This is a genomic window from Tolypothrix sp. FACHB-123, from assembly GCF_014697075.1.
Taxonomy (GTDB): domain Bacteria; phylum Cyanobacteriota; class Cyanobacteriia; order Cyanobacteriales; family Nostocaceae; genus Aulosira.
In genome coordinates, this window is the sequence record NZ_JACJRE010000064.1 from 23399 (window position 1) to 40666 (window position 17268).

Sequence of the window (17268 nt, forward strand, 5' to 3'; positions counted from 1 at the left end):
ACAAATTAAGTTTATTGTAGGGGTTTAGCAGTGCTAAACCCCAAAATCGTAGATATCTTTGCCATCGCAGCCATTGAATTAGTCAATTTCATTACAAATGACTAATGAGTAATGACTAATGACAAATCACCAATCCCTATTTCCCAAAACCTTTACCCCGACTCACCGAAGGAAGACAAACACAATTTTCTAGCTGATGGAACAAAGCTTCTCTATCTAAATTTTGACCAATCAAAACTAGCTGGTTCTTTGGTTGACCTTTCCACTCATCATCATCCATTGTGAAACGCTTACCACACAAGTGGAAAATATGACGTTTGGGGCTTTCTTCAAACCACATAATCCCCTTAGCTCGAAAGACATCTGTGGGTAGTTGGTTATCTAAGAAATATTGAAATTTCCTAATTGAAAAAGGCTTGTCACTTTGGAAGGACAAGGAGGTAAACCCATCATTTTCTAAATGGTCAGAATGATGGTGGTGATGCTCATGATCGTGATGGTCATGACCGCAGGTAGAATGATCGTGGTCGTGGTCGTGACCGCAGGTAGAATGGTCATGATCGTGGTCATGAGCGTGAGCATGATCGTGGTCATGATCGTGATGCTCATGTTCATCGTCTACAGTATCAAAATACTTATCAGACTCAAACAAACCAACGCTAAGAATTAAGGGAAGTGGAACTTCTGAACGAGTGGTGCGGAGAATTCTCGCATCTTCTTTGACTTCACCAATTTTTCTTTCTAATTCATTTAAAGCAGCTTCATCAACTAAATCTGCTTTATTGAGAATAATTACATCACCATAGGCAATTTGACTATATGCTGCCTGAGAATTAAATAAATCTAGGCTGTAATTCGCCGCATCTACTACGGTAATAATTGAATCTAAACGGGTTAAATCTCGTAATTCTGTCCCAAGAAATGTTAAAGCAACTGGCAATGGATCTGCTAGTCCAGTTGTTTCCACAACTAAATAATCTAATTTTTCTTCTCGTTCTAGAACTTTGTAAACGGCATCAACTAAATCACTGTTAATTGTGCAACAAATACAACCATTACTTAATTCCACCATGTTTTCGTCGGTGGAAACAATTAATTCGTTATCGATGCCAATTTCACCAAATTCATTAACTAAAACAGCGGTTTTTAATCCTTGCTGATTAGTCAGGATATGATTAAGTAATGTTGTTTTACCGCTACCAAGGAAACCTGTAATAATTGTGACAGGTATACCTTGTTTTGGCGCATCCATTGCTTGAGATTCAGGAGTAACTGCTGATTGCATAGCGCTCTAATCAAAACAAAATAAAGTCAAAAAGTAGGAGTGTAGCGCAACGAGTCCAGAAAAAACTAGCATAGGGATGCTGGACTCTCATCCCTGGTGCTTTACCCTATTATTACGTATCTATCTATTTCCCAATTACTGAGTGCAGCTGTATTTGCTTTAATGTTGCATATAGATAGGTAGCTAAGACGTTTAGCACATAATGGTTTTTCCATTCTGAATCTTGAATAACTGATTTTTGAATTGTTTATGACCCTAACCCTTTACAATACCCTCACCCGTCGTCAGGAACCCTTTCAAACCGTAGAACCAGGCAAGGTTAAGATGTATTACTGCGGCGTGACGGTATATGACTATTGCCATTTGGGTCATGCTAGAGCTTGTATTGTTTGGGATGTAGTCCGGCGATACCTCCAGTTTAGCGGCTATGAAGTACGCTATATCCAAAATTTTACCGATATTGATGACAAGATTTTAAATCGAGCTAGGCAAGAACGTTCCTCAATGGAAGCTGTAGCCGATCGCTTTATTAAAGCCTACTTTGAGGATATGGCTAGATTGGGCATTAAAGAGGCTGATGAGTATCCCCGCGCTACCCATACGATGAATGGGATTCAACGGCTAATTCACGATTTAGAAAATAAAGGTTATGCTTACCCTTCTGCTGGTGATGTTTATTATGCTGTGCGGCAGTTTTCTGATTATGGTAAGCTTTCTGGGCGAAAATTAGACGATTTGCAAGCTGGTGCCAGCGATCGCGTTAATATCGAAGATCCAGAATATCAAAAGAAAAAAGATCCCTTTGATTTTGCTTTATGGAAAGCCGCTAAACCAGGCGAACCCGCTTGGGAATCACCTTGGGGTGCAGGGCGTCCCGGCTGGCATATAGAATGTTCAGCAATGGTACGCGATCGCCTGGGCGATACCATAGATATTCACGCTGGTGGTGCTGACTTAATTTTCCCCCACCACGAAAACGAAATCGCCCAATCAGAAGCGGTAACAGGTAAACCTTTAGCTACCTACTGGCTGCACAACGGTATGGTGAAAGTAGATGGTGAGAAAATGTCCAAATCTCTGGGCAACTTTACCACCATTCGCGACCTCCTAGATCGAGGGGTAGAACCAATGGCGGTGCGGTTATTTGTACTGCAAGCCCAATATCGCAAACCCATCGATTTTACCGACGAAGCGATCGCCGCCGCTACTAATGGCTGGCATACTTTAAAAGAAGGATTGCTATTTGGTGACGAATACGGCGAAAAACTGGGATGGGAAGTCAACAACGCCGCAAGTAAAACAGAAATCTCCCCAGAATATGTCAACCGTTTTCGAGAAGCCGTAGACGATGACTTTAATTTCCCTGGCGGTTTAGCAATCATCTTTGAATTAGCCAAAGAACTGCGTCGCGAAGGAAATATCATTGTCCATGAAGGAAAAACTGCAACACCAGCCGCAGAATTACGCCAACAATGGGAAACCCTGGTTACCTTAGCGGGAGTTTTAGGCTTAGAAGCCAAACCAGAAGCCGAAAAACCAGCGAATAATGGTTTAAGCGATGCAGAAATAGAAAATTTGATTGCACAACGCCAAGCAGCCAGAAAAGCCAAAAACTTTGCAGAAGGCGATCGCATCCGGAATGAACTCCAAGCCCAAGGTATTACTCTAATTGATAGTAAGGATGGTACCCGTTGGCATAGGGGTTAACAATTTGAATTTTGAATTTTGAATTTTGAATTGAAATTATGTTTTCTGAATTAACAAACGCGATCGCTAATATCAATATTCCTGCTGATTGGGTTGGTATTAGAGTTGTCAAAGAAACAGCCGTTAACCGTCATGTTCGTGATGGTTTACCCCAAGCTAATGGCAAATACTCCACCAAGGGAGCAATGCTAGAAGTCTTGATAAATGGTTGTTTGGGTTATGCAGCTACCAATTATTTAGATATTGCCAGCTTACAAGCTGCCGCCGAAATAGCGTATAAACAGGCACTTGTTGCTAGCGAATGGCGAATCTATGATTTCCGCGAAACTCAGCGTCCTAAAGTTGTGGGTGAATATCACTCACCATTTGTAAAACCATTAGATGCCCTCACCCCCAGAGAAATCAACGATTTACTCGTGCGGATTTGCCAAACCCTAAAAGTTAGCGACAAAATTGTCCAAACCACAGCCAGCTTTAGCAGCAACGAAAAAGAGACATGGTTTGTCAGTAGTAATGGCTCCCAAGTATACCAAAAGTTTCTCTCTGTTGGCGCACATTACGGAGCTACAGCCCAAGATGGGGCGATCGTCCAGCAGCGTACTAACAACGGCTGGCACGCAAACTGTTATCAAGGCGGACTAGAACTGTTAAAACAAGATGGACTATGGGATCGGGTGCAGCAAGTTGGAGAACAAGCAGTAGAACTCTTGACAGCCGACGAATGCCCAACAACCCGCACCAATTTAGTCTTAGCACCAGACCAAATGATGCTGCAAATTCATGAAAGCGTCGGACATCCGCTAGAAATTGACCGAATTTTAGGAGATGAGCGGAACTACGCTGGCGGTAGCTTTGTCACCAAGAGCGATTTTGGCAACCTAATTTATGGTTCGCCACTGATGAACATTACCTTTGACCCCAGCGTACCCGGTGAATTTGCCAGCTATAACTTTGACGACACTGGCGCAGTAGCCACCAGAGAATATGTCATTAAAGGCGGGGTACTTCAGAGAGGTTTAGGCAGCCTAGAAAGCCAAGCCAGGGCGGGAATAGCAGGCGTAGCTTGTGCCCGTGCTTCATCATGGAATCGCCCCCCAATAGATCGCATGGCTAACTTAAATTTAGAGCCAGGAAACGCCACCTTTGAGGAAATCATCGCCGGGGTAGAAAATGGTGTTTACATGGAATCAAACCGTTCCTGGTCAATAGACGATCGCCGTTATAAATTTCAGTTTGGTTGCGAGTATGCCAAGTTAATTGAAAACGGCAAACTCACCAAAACCCTGCGTAACCCCAACTATCGCGCCACCACTCCCGAATTTTGGCAAAGTTTAACCAAAGTTGGTAATAATTCCAATTGGCAAATTTACGGTACTCCTTACTGCGGTAAAGGCGAACCAAATCAAGCTATTTGGGTAGGACATGGTTCGCCAGTTTGTCTATTTGCTAACGTCGAAGTATTTGGCGGTGGAAGTTAAATATTTATTAGTCCATTAGTCATTAGTCAGTGTCCCCCTTGCTCCCTGCTCCCCTGCTCTTTAATACCCCCTGCTCATGAAAATTGACGAATTATCTGCATTAGAAACCAGCTTTAACCAGCTAATTGAAACTCTCCTCATCAAAAAAACTGCAACTGAAGAATTCACAGTTAAACTCAACAGCGAGCGGAGTCAATTTACAAGGTTTAATCATGCGAAAGTCCGCCAAACTGGTTATGTTGCTGATGGTTGGATTGAACTAACTTTAATGGAAGAGCAACGCACTAGTATGCGTCAGTTTCCTTTCACTGGAAATTGGGAGATTGATTGGCAGACAGCATACACAGCTTTACAAGAATTACGGGAAGAAATTCGCTTTTTACCTGTCGATCCCTATCTGGTTTTACCATCAGGAAATAATACTAGTAGAGAAATACATTCTGGCAAATTGTTAGCTAATGAAGCGGTAGTACCTACAATCCTAGAATTAGTTGCTGACCTAGATTTTACAGGAATATATGCCGGCGGTGTTGTGGTTCAAGCTTATGGCGATTCCCAAGGACAAAAACATTGGTTTACTACCGATACATTTACCTTAGACTATTCTCTATTTAAACCATCAGGGCAAGCAGTTAAAGGTACTTTTGCAGGTAGTAACTGGGATGAATCTGCTTATATAAAGAGAATTCAAGAAGATAAAAAACAATTAGAATTACTTTCTTTAACTACAAAGGAAATACCTAGAGGCAATTATAAAACTTATTTCGCACCTGCCGCAGTTGCCGATTTAGTAAATATGCTTTCTTGGGGGGGTGTGAGTGAAGCCGATATCCAACAAGGAAATAGTTCATTAGCTACATTATCCCGCGAAGAAAAATTACTTTCCCCTAAGTTTAATTTAAAAGAAAACTTTCAGCTAGGGTTAGTGCCGCGATTTAATGAATTAGGAGAAATGGCAGAACCAGAGTTACCTATAATTGCCAAAGGATATTTAATCAATAGTTTAGTTAACTCTCGGACTGCTAAAGAATATCAAAAAACAGCAAACGGTGCGAATAGTTATGAAAGCTTACGCGCGCTTGAAGTCAGTCCGGGTAATTTAGCTTTTGAGCAGATTTTACTGACTTTAGATACAGGCTTATATGTCTCAAATTTACATTATTTAAATTGGAGCGATCGCCCTACAGGTAGAATTACAGGTATGACCCGTTATGCTTGCTTTTGGGTAGAGAAGGGCGAAATTATTGCTCCTATTGAAAACCTGCGTTTTGATGAAAGTCTCTATCGCTTTTGGGGAGATAATTTAGTAGATTTGACTAATTTTCAAGAATTTATCCCTGAAGTTGGAACTTACGAAAACCGTCAACTAGGAGGTAGCCTGGTTCCCGGAATGTTGGTAGAAGATTTTACATATACTCTGTAGCTAACCAACAGCACAAAGCAAAATTCAAACTTCAAGCAGAGCTAGGCTTTTAAGTCTATCAACAGTCAACAGCCATAGCAAAAAATAATAGGGAACATTATAAAGTTTAGGAATACAACCTGATTCTCAAAATTAGTACTTTCACAGTAGTTGGGATGAAATTAAACAGTAACTGCATTACCTACCATCGTAATTAAGAAATTAATTGCATAATCTCCACCTTTGTGAATTTTGCTTAATTGACAACCATTAGCCATGATAATTTCTATCGCTTCATGGCCTGATTGTTGATGCTCTTTTTCTACTGCATCATGGATAATAAAATACTCTGATTGCAATACATCTATTTCTGGTATATCTACAGCTATAAAAGATTGCTTGAGTAAATGTAAAATATCGTATGCAGGAGCTTCTAAGCCGACAATAAATCCAATCGCTTCATCCTGACTCATCTGGGATAAATGACTGATGGTGTGTTCAAAAAATTGGGCTAAAAATGGATCTATCTTTTGAGTAATAAGTTGAGCATTAGGAGATTGATTAATTAATTCCAGCAGTAATTTGCTATGAATTTTACTTCTATTTCCAGAACCACATTCACCGTAAGCTATTTCTGCTAACAAATATTGGATATCTGGAATATGTATTCTAGCTAACGCTGCTCCATGTAAGCGAACAACTTGACTCGAAAGATATGACCATCGACGTAAAAATGTGACCGCATCGTTAATCCCTGGTTCCACAACTTGCTTGCGGAATTCCAAGCGAAGAACATCTTCAATATTTTCTATCGACAGTAACATAGATACTCCAAATATATGTGTTGACTTACCAAGCAACATATCCAGGATTTTTCGCCTGAATATCTCTAAAATATAAGCAATAAATCAAATATCTACCAATGGTGTCATTACTTATTCAATGTGATTATCTGATAAAGAATTACTGGTTTATTTCTCACAACTTTAAAGCTTAAATAAAATAATTTGGTTCGTAATTCAGATATATATTGTGCTCAGTTTTTTTGCTCTAGAAATTCCCCCTAAAACATTTGATATTACTTTCGCCAACAGCTTTGAGGTGCGAAGGAAGAGTAGGAGCTACAAAATTAGCGTTTTTGAGTATTACTGAATTTCTTCAATCAGCAAATACTAATGCTATAGATAGATTGGAGATTTGATGGAGAAATTAATTTTTGCATCACAATAGCGTGTGAATAATATAGTCATCAAGATTTTTGATGATACATATAATAAATTCTCGAATACTTAGTTACAATAAAGACATTTTTACGCATAAACTCGGCGATACCTGGAGCAAAATCATCCTCATTGAAGAATTTTTACTAAGAGCATGACCAAACTGCGAAAAATCATGAAACAAAGCATAAAAAACGGATTAAGCAAGGTTCCTATACGCACAATCTTAATTGTGCCTTTTGTCATACAAATCTGCGTTACTGTGGGATTAGTAGGATATTTTTCATTTAGAAATGGACAAAAAACCGTTAATGATTTAGTCATTAAATTGCAAAATGAAGTGAATTCTAAGGTGTTTTTACATCTCGACTCTTACCTAAAAGATCCGGTAAAGTTAAATCAAATTAACGCTGATTTAATCAAATCTGGAGTTTTAGATTATCAAAATTCAGATAAATTAGAAAAATATTTCTATGCCCAAATTAAAAATTCTAATATTAGTTATATAAATTTTGGTCATGCAAATGGTAAATTCACCGGGATTCTGAAAGAAAAAAAAGGTGACAATCTAATTAATTTCAATCTAGAAGTTTTTGATGCTACGGCTGATAAAAAAATGTATGTTTATAACCTAAAACCAGATGGTTCTAGGGATAATAAATTAGAAGCTCGTGATATTAATCCTTTATTAGATCCCTGGTATACGGATGCAGTGAAAGCTGGTAAACCGATTTGGAGCCAGATTTACCAATGGCAAAATTTAGGGATTATTTCTATTTCTTATAGCTATCCAGTATATAATCAACAAAATCGTTTAGTTGGTGTGCTAGGAACAGATTTAAAGCTGTCTTCGATTGGCAATTTTTTAAGAAATATCAATATTAGCCCCAATGGTAGAGTATTTATTTTAGAACGTAACGGATTTCTAGTAGCTAATTCTAATATTCAGCCGCCATTTAAGTATGAAAATGGCAAGATTCTCCGATTAAAAGCAGAAGAAAGTGATGACGAACTAATCAAGGCGACATCTCAATATTTAAAAGCTAACTTTGATTTTTACAACATCCAAGGAGAGGAACATCTACAATTTGTAGACAATAAAGAAATAATTTTTGTCAAAATTGCTCCTTGGAAAGATAAATTTGGTTTGAATTGGCTGGTGGTAGAGTCAGTTCCCGCAGCAGATTTTATGGGGCAGATTTATGAAAATAATCGGAATACTCTGATTTTATCATTGTTAGCTTTACTAATATCTATAGGAGTTGGGATTCTCACGGCTCGCTGGATTACAAAACCAATTATTAAGCTAAAAGATGCCGCAACGGCTTTTGCTAACGGGGAATTTGGGCAAACAATTCCTACACAGCGAAAGGATGAATTAGGTGTTTTAACCATAGCTTTTAATAGTATGGCTGGACAATTGCAAAATGCTTTTGCAACTCTGCAAAAAACTAATTTGTTATTAGAACAAAGGGTTGAAGAACGAACTGCTGAACTCCAAGAAGCTAAGGAAATGGCTGATGCAGCTAATGCAGCTAAAAGTGAATTTCTAGCCAATATGAGCCATGAATTAAGAACTCCTCTCAATGGCATTTTGGGTTACGCGCAAATTTTGCAGCGAGACAAGAAATCTACAGCCAAGCAATTAGATGCTTTCAATATTATTTACCAATGTGGTTCTCATTTATTAACATTGATTAATGATATTTTAGACCTTTCTAAAATAGAAGCGCGGAAATTAGAACTAGTAAATCAAGATTTTCAATTTAATAGCTTTCTCAATAGTATTGTGGAAATTTGCCGCATTCGTGCGGAACAAAAGGATATTCAATTTAGTTATGAAGCCGTGAATAAATTGCCTCAGTTCATCCATACTGATGAAAAACGGTTAAGGCAAGTATTAATTAATTTGTTGGGGAATGCTATTAAGTTTACCGATCGCGGTAGTGTTTTACTGAGGGTCAGTGTTATAAATGAATCAATTCAGGCTAAGTATTGTCTCCGCTTTGAAGTCACAGATACGGGAGTAGGGATGACACCAGAGCAATTAGACAAAATTTTTATACCTTTTGAGCAAGTTGGCGATCGCCAGCGAATGGCTGATGGTACAGGGTTAGGATTGGCAATTAGTCAGCAGATTGTGGAATTGATGGGTAGTCAAATCCAAGTCAAAAGTACTTTGGGGGAGGGTAGCACCTTTTGGTTTGATGTAGATGTGGTTGCGGCTGCTGAGTGGCGAGAAATTCCGCCGCAAACCTCTACTGAAAACATTATTGGTTATGAAGGCAAACGACGACAGATTTTAATAGTTGACGATCGCTGGGAAAATCGCTCTGTAATTTCCCATTTATTAGGATTACTAGATTTTGAATTCATTGAAGCCAGTAACGGTGCGGAAGGATTAGACAAAGCTATGATACACAAACCAGACTGTATCATTACTGATTTGTCAATGCCTGTGATGGATGGATTAGAAATGGTAGCAAAATTGCGATCGCTTCCCCAATTTCAGCACACCATAATTATTGCTGCTTCTGCTAGCGTCTTTGATTTTAACCGCCAACAAAGCCAAACTGCGGGTTGCAATGAATTTCTACCCAAACCAATACAATCTGATGAGTTGCTGTCACAGTTGAGTGTTCACTTGGGTTTAACCTGGATTCGCGAAGCTGAGACTGTGCCTATTGTTGTGAATGATACTGCGAATCAGGCGATCGCTTTAGTCTTACCGGATATTCAAGAATTGGAAAATCTGCAATTAGCAGCACGCATGGGTGATATTGACACCCTAGAACAAGCAGCACAGCACCTAATTCAATTAGATCGACGCTACGAGCCTTTTGCCGCGCAATTACTACAACTGCTACAGGAGATGAACGAAAGCGCGATCGTTAAATTTATTCAACAGGCAATAGCGGAGGTTAAATCATGAATTCAACTCAACCCAACCAAATTTTGATTGTGGATGACAATCCTACTAATATTAAAGTTTTATTTGATTGTTTAAAATCAGCAGGATATCGAGTCTTTATTGCCCAAAGTGGCGAGAGTGCTTTAGAAAAATTGGCAGTAATAACTCCAGATTTAATTTTATTGGATGTCATGATGCCAGGAATTGATGGTTTTGAAACCTGCCAACGGCTGAAAAATCTGCCTAGCACTCAAAATATCCCTATAATTTTTATGACGGCTTTAAATGAAACCGAACATAAAGTTAAAGCTTTTTCTTTAGGTGCAGTTGACTATATTACTAAACCATTTCAACAAGAAGAAGTTTTAGCTAGAGTCAACGTACATTTACAACTGTGTAACCTGAATCAAGAACTACGCAGTATGAATGAACAACTAGAAAAAAGGGTAGCTCAAAGAACAGCTAGACTGAGTTATACCCTGGAGCAAATGCAAGTTATGCAACTGCAACTAATCCAAAATGAAAAAATGTCAGCCTTGGGTAATTTAGTTGCTGGAGTAGCACATGAAATTAATAATCCCATCAGTTTTGTAGCTGGTAATATTTTTCCTGCTCAAGAATACCTCAAGGATTTATTTAAACTGATTGCTTTGTATCAACAAGAATGTCCCCAACCGAGTCCGGTAATTCAAAAAACCATTAAATCTATTGATTTAGAATATATCAAAAAAGATTTTCCCGAACTGCTCAATTCAATGGAAATTGGCATTGAACGGATTACTAATATTAGTCATAGTTTACGCAGCTTTGCTCGTAGTGATACAGCAAAAAAGCAACTATTTGATATCCATGAAGGTTTAGATAGCACGCTGTTAATTCTCAAGCATCGCTTAAAAGCTAATGAGGATCGTCCGGAAATTCAAGTTATTAAAAATTATGGCGAAATACCGTTAATTGAATGTTTACCAAGTCCCATCAGTCAAGTTTTTATGAATATTTTCGCTAATGCCATCGATGCTTTAGAAGAGGCAAATCAAGGCAGAAGTTTTGCCGAAATTAAAGCTAAACCAAATTGCATTACTGTGACTACAAATCTCAGTCAGGATGAGCAATATGCAATAATTTCTATTAAAGATAATGGCACTGGTATGCCACAACATATTAAGCAACAAATTTTTGAATATCTTTATACAACTAAGACTACTGGGAAAGGTACGGGATTAGGTTTAGCAATCTCCCATAAAATTATTGTTGATGAACATCAGGGAAAAATTGAAGTAAATTCTCAACCTGGTGCATGGTCAGAGTTTATAATTACTATTCCAGTTATGGCAAGTAAAGGAGTAAGCTAATAGTCAATGATTGCCTATTTCAGAAATAAATAAAGTAGAGGTGCAATGAGTAAACTTGGTAGTAAAGAAGCGACTCTGATTTGGGTTACTGCCAATAAGTTTAATCCCAATCCGAGAATTGTTAAGCCACCTACACCTGTAATTAATAACAAGCAGGGATGATTGGCTGGGTTGGGTAAGACTTGGATTAACAATCCAGCGATGAGGGAGACACTACCTTGATATAAAAGTAGGATGACGGCGGAAAATCCTACGCCGATACCATAGCTACTACTAAGTGCGATCGCGCTGATGCCATCCATTGTGGCTTTGAGCATTAATATATTGTTATTCCCGGTTAAACCATTGTTAAAACTGCCAATTAAAGCCATTGGCCCGACACAAAATAATAAACTACTAGCCACAAAACCATCTGTAAAATTGCCGCTTGCGGGAAAAAGTGCTTTAATGAAGTCGCCTAAAGAATAGAGTCTTTCTTCTAATTTCCACCACTCGCCTAAAATTCCCCCAACTGCGATCGCAATTAGTCCTAATACTATGCCATCGACGCGAGTATTTTTCACTTGCGTTAAACTACCAGCCATTTGCAAACCAATAAATATGGTGATTAACGCTACTCCTTGGGTAATTATCAGCTGCATTTTTGCGGGAAGATGCTTCTTTAAAAAGAGTCCGCTAATTGTACCTGCAATAATACTGATAGCATTGATCCAAGTGCCGTTAGTTCGCACCCAAAAATCTAGCGTCACTTCATTCCACTCCCTATAGTTAAATTTCTTGACAAAACATAAAAACTTCTCCTCTAGCCCCTATTTTAACTAACATCATCTATTTCTCTCAATTTCATTTACCAGCAAGTCTTTCACGCTAAAGTAAATAATTAATATAGTTAATAAGAATTGAGCAAATTGTAAAATCGGATCTAATCGCCAGCCTTGAAAAACAAAAATAAAACCTACAAGCAACATAACACTTGGTACTAATAAAGCTTGCAGCAGATAAATTACAAAAGCTATACCATTAAGGCTGCTAGCCCGTCTAAATAGCAAAGTTACCATAAAAATCATGTAAAATATCCCAAAAATTATATATATTATTCCTAGCAAGCTAGCTATATTAAAACCGAAATTAACTTGCATCAAAACTAGATTTTGGAAACTTGGCATCATATATTTTTACCTATAATTTATGTAATAAATTTACTCAAAAAATAAATAAGTTCGCAGTCATATTTCACTACGAACTTACGGAAATTCATGAATTTAAAATACCTTCCACTTGCTCGCTAAAAAAGAATTAAAATTGTTTTCTCAACAAAGTATTTTCTTAACTTTAAGCACAAAGACAGCTTATACAGATTCAATTCACCGCTAATTAATAGCGATAATTCTTACCGTGCGGACATAATTTGATTTTTAATTTTGATTTTATTAACACAGTTTTGTGATATTTGCAACCTCCATCAAGTTTATCTTTTCTTAGGTGGCGGAGAATTTCGCTGCGGAGGCATTTCTGCTCGCAGTTCTTGTCTGCCATTGGTAACAATTCGCAACATATCTTTAAGATCCTGTTCAATACCTTCTAGGACGCTATCAGCATATTGATCCGCACCATTTTCGATTTGTTGAGCTTGAGCGATCGCAGCTTGTCGCATTTCTTCTAACTCTTGCATACAAGCACGGCGCTTTTCCTCAATTTCCGCCAGAGTTTCTTGCATCATGGCGTCGCATTCTTGTTGCACTTGTCGTCTTAGCTGTTCAGCTTCGCGTTCTGCTTGCTTGATAATATCGCTTTCCGCCAAGATTTGAGCGCGTTTAGCTTGCGCCGCCTCAACAACTTGCTGGCCATATTCTTCAGCTTCCAGCAAAATTTCCTCTTTTTGATCGAGGATTAATGCTGCTTCCTGAAAAACTGATGGTAAAGAAACCCGAATGAAATCGAGCTGCTCTAACAGCTTTTCATCATCAACTAAAGTACGTCCAGTTAATGGAATTCGGAATCCGCTAACGATAATATCCTCAAGGCGAGCGAGTTCCTCCTGAAGATCTATGGTTCCCGCTCCTTCGGGATAGTCTTCAGCGGGGGGATTGCTTCCGTTGTGATTGGGTTCAACATTGGAGAGTTGTGGTTGTAGCATTGGTATATTTCTAAAGCAACGTGTGGGGGAACGAGATGATCGACGGAGCCACCAAACCTTGCAATCTCTTTTACCACACTACTACTTAAAAAACTATACTCATTGGAGGTGGCTAGAAAAACTGTCTCTATTTGGGTAGAAAGAGTTTTATTAGTATGAGCCATTTGTAGCTCAATTTCAAAGTCGGAAACTGCTCTTAAACCCCTTAATAAAACTTGTGCTTGTCGCTTTTGAGCATAGTTGACTGTCAAACCATCAAAGCTATCTGCTTCGACATTGGGCAAATGTCGTGTAGATACACGAATTAGTTCTAGTCTTTGCTGCACAGTAAACAGCGGTGTTTTATTGGGGTTACGAAGAACAGCCACAATCACCTGGTCATACAATCGGCTAGCCCGCTGTATGATATCCAGATGTCCCAAAGTAATCGGGTCAAAGCTACCAGGGTAAATAGCAATCACAGTCTTCGATACATCAAAGTTATGTAGGTGATTATATCGGAACCTGCTGATAAACCCATGACATCTAAGGGAAGTATTATTTTTGTTAGAGAAATTAACGATACTAAGTAATTATTATTAACTACGTATATTTATCGTTAGGTATGGGGCATGAGGTAAGGAGAGATTTGCTTGTTTGGTTGTGAGATTTTATCGTGATTAGCTGACTAATAGATAGGTTTTTACCGCAAAGCAAAACCTGCTCTAATTAGTTATATACTCAAAGCCCCTGGTTTCTTGTCCTCATGATGGGAAACTGCTCAGGCTGATTAATAATTTTAGTTATTTAGCTAGGTACTTTTGCATGGCACTGGATATTTCCACATTGCCTTTGGCATTTCAATTTACTTCTCCAGGCCCTATTCTCTGGAGAATTGGGCCAATAACTATTCGCTGGTATGGCTTATTAATCGCCTCAGCAGTGTTAATTGGTGTCAGTCTTTCCCAGTACTTGGCAAAGCGCCGTAACGTTAACCCAGACTTACTCAGCGATTTGTCGATTTGGTTGGTGATTGGGGCAATTCCCGCAGCCAGGCTATATTACGTTTTGTTTCAATGGCCAGAATATGCCCAGCATCCAGAGCGAATTATCGCTATCTGGCAAGGGGGGATTGCGATTCATGGGGCGATTTTAGGTGGCTTGGTAGCAGCATTAATATTTGCCAAACTCAAGCAAGTTTCTTTTTGGCAACTAGCAGATTTAGTAGCGCCTTCGCTAATTTTAGGGCAGGCGATCGGGCGTTGGGGAAATTTCTTTAACTCGGAAGCGTTTGGCGATCCTACCAATTTACCTTGGAAGTTGTATATCCCAGTGGATCGTCGTCCCCCAGATTTTATTGATAATGAATACTTTCATCCCACCTTCCTCTATGAATCTTTGTGGGATTTAATGGTGTTCGCCTTGCTGATAACTTTGTTTTTTCGCAGTTTGCAAGGAAAACCACGCTTAAAGATAGGTACGTTATTTCTCACATACTTGGCAACTTACAGCTTAGGACGCTTGTGGATTGAAGGGTTGCGGACTGATAGCTTAATGCTAGGCCCTTTAAGGATGGCTCAAGTTGTGAGTTTAATCGGGATTGCTTTAGGATTAGCGGGATTAGCTTGGCTTTACTTAGCGAAACGTCCTTTACCAGATGTCGTTTCTAGCCCAAGAAGTAACGGCGCAATCGGGGAATGAGGAGATAGTTGACGGTTGACGGTTAACGGTTGGCTGTTAATCAATCGCAACTGACTCTTACGAGTTCGGCAGTTGCTACCCTGCGGGAAGCCGCTCCGCGTCTACAAGTCGGGGAACCCGACGCCACTTGCTACCCTGCGGGAACGCCTCCGGCGAACAAGTCGGGCAACCCGTCCAACGCAGTGGCTCCCCAACGCACGGCCTCACAACTGACAATTGACTATTGACTATTGACCAAAAAATAAAAAATGCCCCAGAGGGTTCTCCAGGGCTTAACCAGGGTGCATCTACCATTACTCTCTACTAGAGGAATAGAGATTATCCGGAGAGACACTGAAAATTTATCAAAAATTTTTTTTGCAGAATTGAAGTATATGCTTTTATGAGTGAATTTACTGCCATAACATGTGACCCAAAAACATTGCAGCCTGTAGAACCGAGGGTTTACATTGTGGGTGCTGGGCCTGGAGATCCCGATTTATTAACGGTAAAGGCACAAAAACTTCTGGCTGTAGCGGATGTGATTTTATTTGCGGACTCTTTGATCCCCGCACAAATTTTGGATCTTTGTCGTCCAGATGCGGAAGTTATTCGGTCGGCGAATAAAACTTTAGAAGAGATTGTACCGCTGATGATAGAGCGAGTGCGATCGCAAAAATCTGTGGTTCGTCTGCATTCTGGTGACCCCAGTCTCTATAGCGCTATCCATGAGCAAATGTACCTGCTATCTGAGGCGAATATCCCTTTTGAAGTTATTCCTGGTATTAGCGCCTTTCAAGCCGCAGCCGCTAAATTACAGGTTGAATTAACTGTACCGGGTTTAGTGCAAACTATTATTCTTACCCGTATCAGTGGACGGACTGAAGTCCCCGTCAGTGAAGAATTAGCTACACTCGCCGCACATCAAGCTAGCCTGTGCTTATATTTGAGTGCGCGTCATGTCGAAGATGCGCAAGCCAAGTTACTAGAACATTATCCCAGCGACACCCAAGTAGCAATTTGTTTCCGTGTCGGCTGGCCTGATGAAAAAATTCGAGTGGTTCCCTTAAAGGAGATGGCTGACTGTACCCACAAAGAACAGTTAATTCGCACCACACTTTACATTATCAGTCCAGCACTTTCACCAGCAACAGGGCGATCGCGTTTATATCATCCTGAACATCAACATTTGTTTCGGTCATCCCATCATTAGTTAATTGTCAGTAGTCAGTAGTTAGTAGTCAGTAGTCAGTAGTCATTTATCTTATGCGACTCTCAGGTTCGGTAAACTAAATACTATTGACTGTTGATTATTGAATTTTTGACTATGCCATTAATTAAAGTACAAACTTCTGTATCTACGCCGGAAAAATCTGAAGTTGAAGCAATGCTGTTAAGCTTATCGGCAAAATTAGCCAAGCACTTGGGAAAACCGGAATCTTATGTAATGACGGCTTTTGAACCGGAAATTCCCATGACATTTGCTGGAACTACAGACCCTGTTTGCTATATTGAAATTAAAAGTATCGGCTCAATGAAACCTGACCAAACTCAAAGTATGAGTCAGGATTTTTGTCAACAAATTAACCAATCTCTAGGTATACCAAAAAATCGTATTTACATTGAATTTGCAGACAGCAAAGGTGCGATGTGGGGTTGGAATGGTACAACCTTTGGTTAGATACTGATTTAATTACAACTGATAAAACTTACAGGGGATAAGCACATATTACACGTAAATCAGTAGTGCTTTATCTCCCTATTTTTTTATTAATCCTTAATTTTATTAATTAATTTAGGTATTATAACTCAATAAAAGTGATAGGAATCACATTGATTTGATATATCAAAAGCATCTGACTGTTTAACTCAGAATAGCTATAGAAGCCAGCTAGTTTCTCTCGTTTGGTTATTGTCAGTAATTTATAGAAATAATTACCTAATTACATTGAAAACTGTTTATATGAGCAATTTCTAGGGAACACTATAATCAGTAGCTCCTGAGAATTTATTAATTGGTTCTTTAGTACTTGTTATGCTAAACTAACAATCAAAATGCCAGTTTAACAAGCATCTAATTCGGAAGTTTTCAAAGTTTCTAAATCCATAAGCCGAGC

The 17268-nt window shown here is 39.1% G+C and carries 14 protein-coding genes; 8 read left to right on the forward strand and 6 right to left on the reverse strand.

Annotated elements, in window-relative coordinates; all coding sequences use genetic code 11:
- Positions 1–136: 136 nt before the first annotated feature.
- Entirely contained in the window at positions 137–1285 is a 1149-nt protein-coding gene (locus H6G41_RS28370; protein WP_190750898.1) for a GTP-binding protein, read from the reverse strand.
- Between the two features lie 249 nt (positions 1286–1534).
- Between H6G41_RS28370 and cysS the strand changes: the two genes are divergently transcribed.
- The 3 genes from cysS (at position 1535) to H6G41_RS28385 (ending at position 5893) form a co-directional block, all read left to right on the forward strand.
- Positions 1535–2992, forward strand: coding sequence for a cysteine--tRNA ligase (gene cysS / locus H6G41_RS28375; RefSeq protein ID WP_190750900.1), 1458 nt, complete (start codon positions 1535–1537; stop codon positions 2990–2992).
- Between the two features lie 38 nt (positions 2993–3030).
- The gene (locus tag H6G41_RS28380) at positions 3031–4470 is read left to right on the forward strand and encodes a TldD/PmbA family protein (RefSeq protein WP_190750902.1); all 1440 of its coding nucleotides are present in this window, start codon (positions 3031–3033) and stop codon (positions 4468–4470) included.
- A gap of 76 nt (positions 4471–4546) precedes the next feature.
- Positions 4547–5893: a TldD/PmbA family protein gene (locus tag H6G41_RS28385; protein WP_190750904.1), complete on the forward strand. Its 1347-nt coding sequence runs from the start codon at positions 4547–4549 to the stop codon at positions 5891–5893.
- A gap of 161 nt (positions 5894–6054) precedes the next feature.
- Here H6G41_RS28385 and H6G41_RS28390 read toward each other — a convergent pair whose 3' ends face one another.
- A complete protein-coding gene (locus tag H6G41_RS28390; protein WP_190750906.1) occupies positions 6055–6696 on the reverse strand; it encodes an iron-containing redox enzyme family protein in 642 nt (213 codons plus the stop codon).
- 571 nt (positions 6697–7267) lie between these two features.
- On the opposite strand from H6G41_RS28390, the gene H6G41_RS28395 reads away from it, so the two are divergent.
- Positions 7268–10024: a hybrid sensor histidine kinase/response regulator gene (locus tag H6G41_RS28395; protein WP_190750908.1), complete on the forward strand. Its 2757-nt coding sequence runs from the start codon at positions 7268–7270 to the stop codon at positions 10022–10024.
- Positions 10021–11355: a response regulator gene (locus H6G41_RS28400; protein ID WP_190750910.1), complete on the forward strand. Its 1335-nt coding sequence runs from the start codon at positions 10021–10023 to the stop codon at positions 11353–11355. The genes H6G41_RS28395 and H6G41_RS28400 overlap by 4 nt, the downstream gene beginning before the upstream one ends.
- A 14-nt stretch (positions 11356–11369) precedes the next feature.
- On the opposite strand, the gene H6G41_RS28405 is transcribed toward H6G41_RS28400, so the two are convergent.
- The 4 genes from H6G41_RS28405 to coaD form a co-directional block, all read right to left on the reverse strand.
- Positions 11370–12104: a DUF554 domain-containing protein gene (locus tag H6G41_RS28405; RefSeq protein ID WP_190750912.1), complete on the reverse strand. Its 735-nt coding sequence runs from the start codon at positions 12102–12104 to the stop codon at positions 11370–11372.
- A 75-nt stretch (positions 12105–12179) separates the two neighbouring features.
- Entirely contained in the window at positions 12180–12524 is a 345-nt protein-coding gene (locus tag H6G41_RS28410) for a Ycf66 family protein (RefSeq protein WP_242038082.1), read from the reverse strand.
- 299 nt (positions 12525–12823) lie between these two features.
- Complete coding sequence (locus H6G41_RS28415; protein WP_190750914.1) at positions 12824–13492, reverse strand: DivIVA domain-containing protein; 669 nt, start codon at positions 13490–13492, stop codon at positions 12824–12826.
- Positions 13402–13953, reverse strand: coding sequence for a pantetheine-phosphate adenylyltransferase (coaD, locus tag H6G41_RS28420; RefSeq protein ID WP_190750916.1), 552 nt, complete (start codon positions 13951–13953; stop codon positions 13402–13404). Before coaD ends, H6G41_RS28415 begins: the two co-directional genes overlap by 91 nt.
- Before the next feature lie 343 nt (positions 13954–14296).
- Here coaD and lgt point away from each other — a divergent pair, with 343 nt between their 5' ends.
- The 3 genes from lgt (at position 14297) to H6G41_RS28435 (ending at position 16832) form a co-directional block, all read left to right on the forward strand.
- Positions 14297–15172: a prolipoprotein diacylglyceryl transferase gene (lgt, locus tag H6G41_RS28425; protein ID WP_190750918.1), complete on the forward strand. Its 876-nt coding sequence runs from the start codon at positions 14297–14299 to the stop codon at positions 15170–15172.
- A 382-nt stretch (positions 15173–15554) separates the two neighbouring features.
- A complete protein-coding gene (gene cobM, locus H6G41_RS28430) occupies positions 15555–16364 on the forward strand; it encodes a precorrin-4 C(11)-methyltransferase (protein ID WP_190750920.1) in 810 nt (269 codons plus the stop codon).
- A 114-nt stretch (positions 16365–16478) separates the two neighbouring features.
- Positions 16479–16832 carry a phenylpyruvate tautomerase MIF-related protein gene (locus H6G41_RS28435; protein ID WP_190750922.1) on the forward strand — a complete coding sequence of 118 codons (354 nt, stop codon included), beginning with the start codon at positions 16479–16481 and terminating at the stop codon, positions 16830–16832.
- The last annotated feature ends 436 nt before the right edge of the window (positions 16833–17268 follow it).

Bases quoted from the DNA above. Each gene is read 5' to 3' on its own strand.
- H6G41_RS28370 (WP_190750898.1), bottom strand. From the start codon at position 1,285: ATGCAATCAGCAGTTACTCCTGAATCTCAAGCAATGGATGCGCCAAAA.
- cysS (WP_190750900.1), top strand. From the start codon at position 1,535: ATGACCCTAACCCTTTACAATACCCTCACCCGTCGTCAGGAACCCTTT.
- H6G41_RS28380 (WP_190750902.1), top strand. From the start codon at position 3,031: ATGTTTTCTGAATTAACAAACGCGATCGCTAATATCAATATTCCTGCT.
- H6G41_RS28385 (WP_190750904.1), top strand. From the start codon at position 4,547: ATGAAAATTGACGAATTATCTGCATTAGAAACCAGCTTTAACCAGCTA.
- H6G41_RS28390 (WP_190750906.1), bottom strand. From the start codon at position 6,696: ATGTTACTGTCGATAGAAAATATTGAAGATGTTCTTCGCTTGGAATTC.
- H6G41_RS28395 (WP_190750908.1), top strand. From the start codon at position 7,268: ATGAAACAAAGCATAAAAAACGGATTAAGCAAGGTTCCTATACGCACA.
- H6G41_RS28400 (WP_190750910.1), top strand. From the start codon at position 10,021: ATGAATTCAACTCAACCCAACCAAATTTTGATTGTGGATGACAATCCT.
- H6G41_RS28410 (WP_242038082.1), bottom strand. From the start codon at position 12,524: ATGATGCCAAGTTTCCAAAATCTAGTTTTGATGCAAGTTAATTTCGGT.
- H6G41_RS28415 (WP_190750914.1), bottom strand. From the start codon at position 13,492: ATGCTACAACCACAACTCTCCAATGTTGAACCCAATCACAACGGAAGC.
- lgt (WP_190750918.1), top strand. From the start codon at position 14,297: ATGGCACTGGATATTTCCACATTGCCTTTGGCATTTCAATTTACTTCT.
- cobM (WP_190750920.1), top strand. From the start codon at position 15,555: ATGAGTGAATTTACTGCCATAACATGTGACCCAAAAACATTGCAGCCT.
- H6G41_RS28435 (WP_190750922.1), top strand. From the start codon at position 16,479: ATGCCATTAATTAAAGTACAAACTTCTGTATCTACGCCGGAAAAATCT.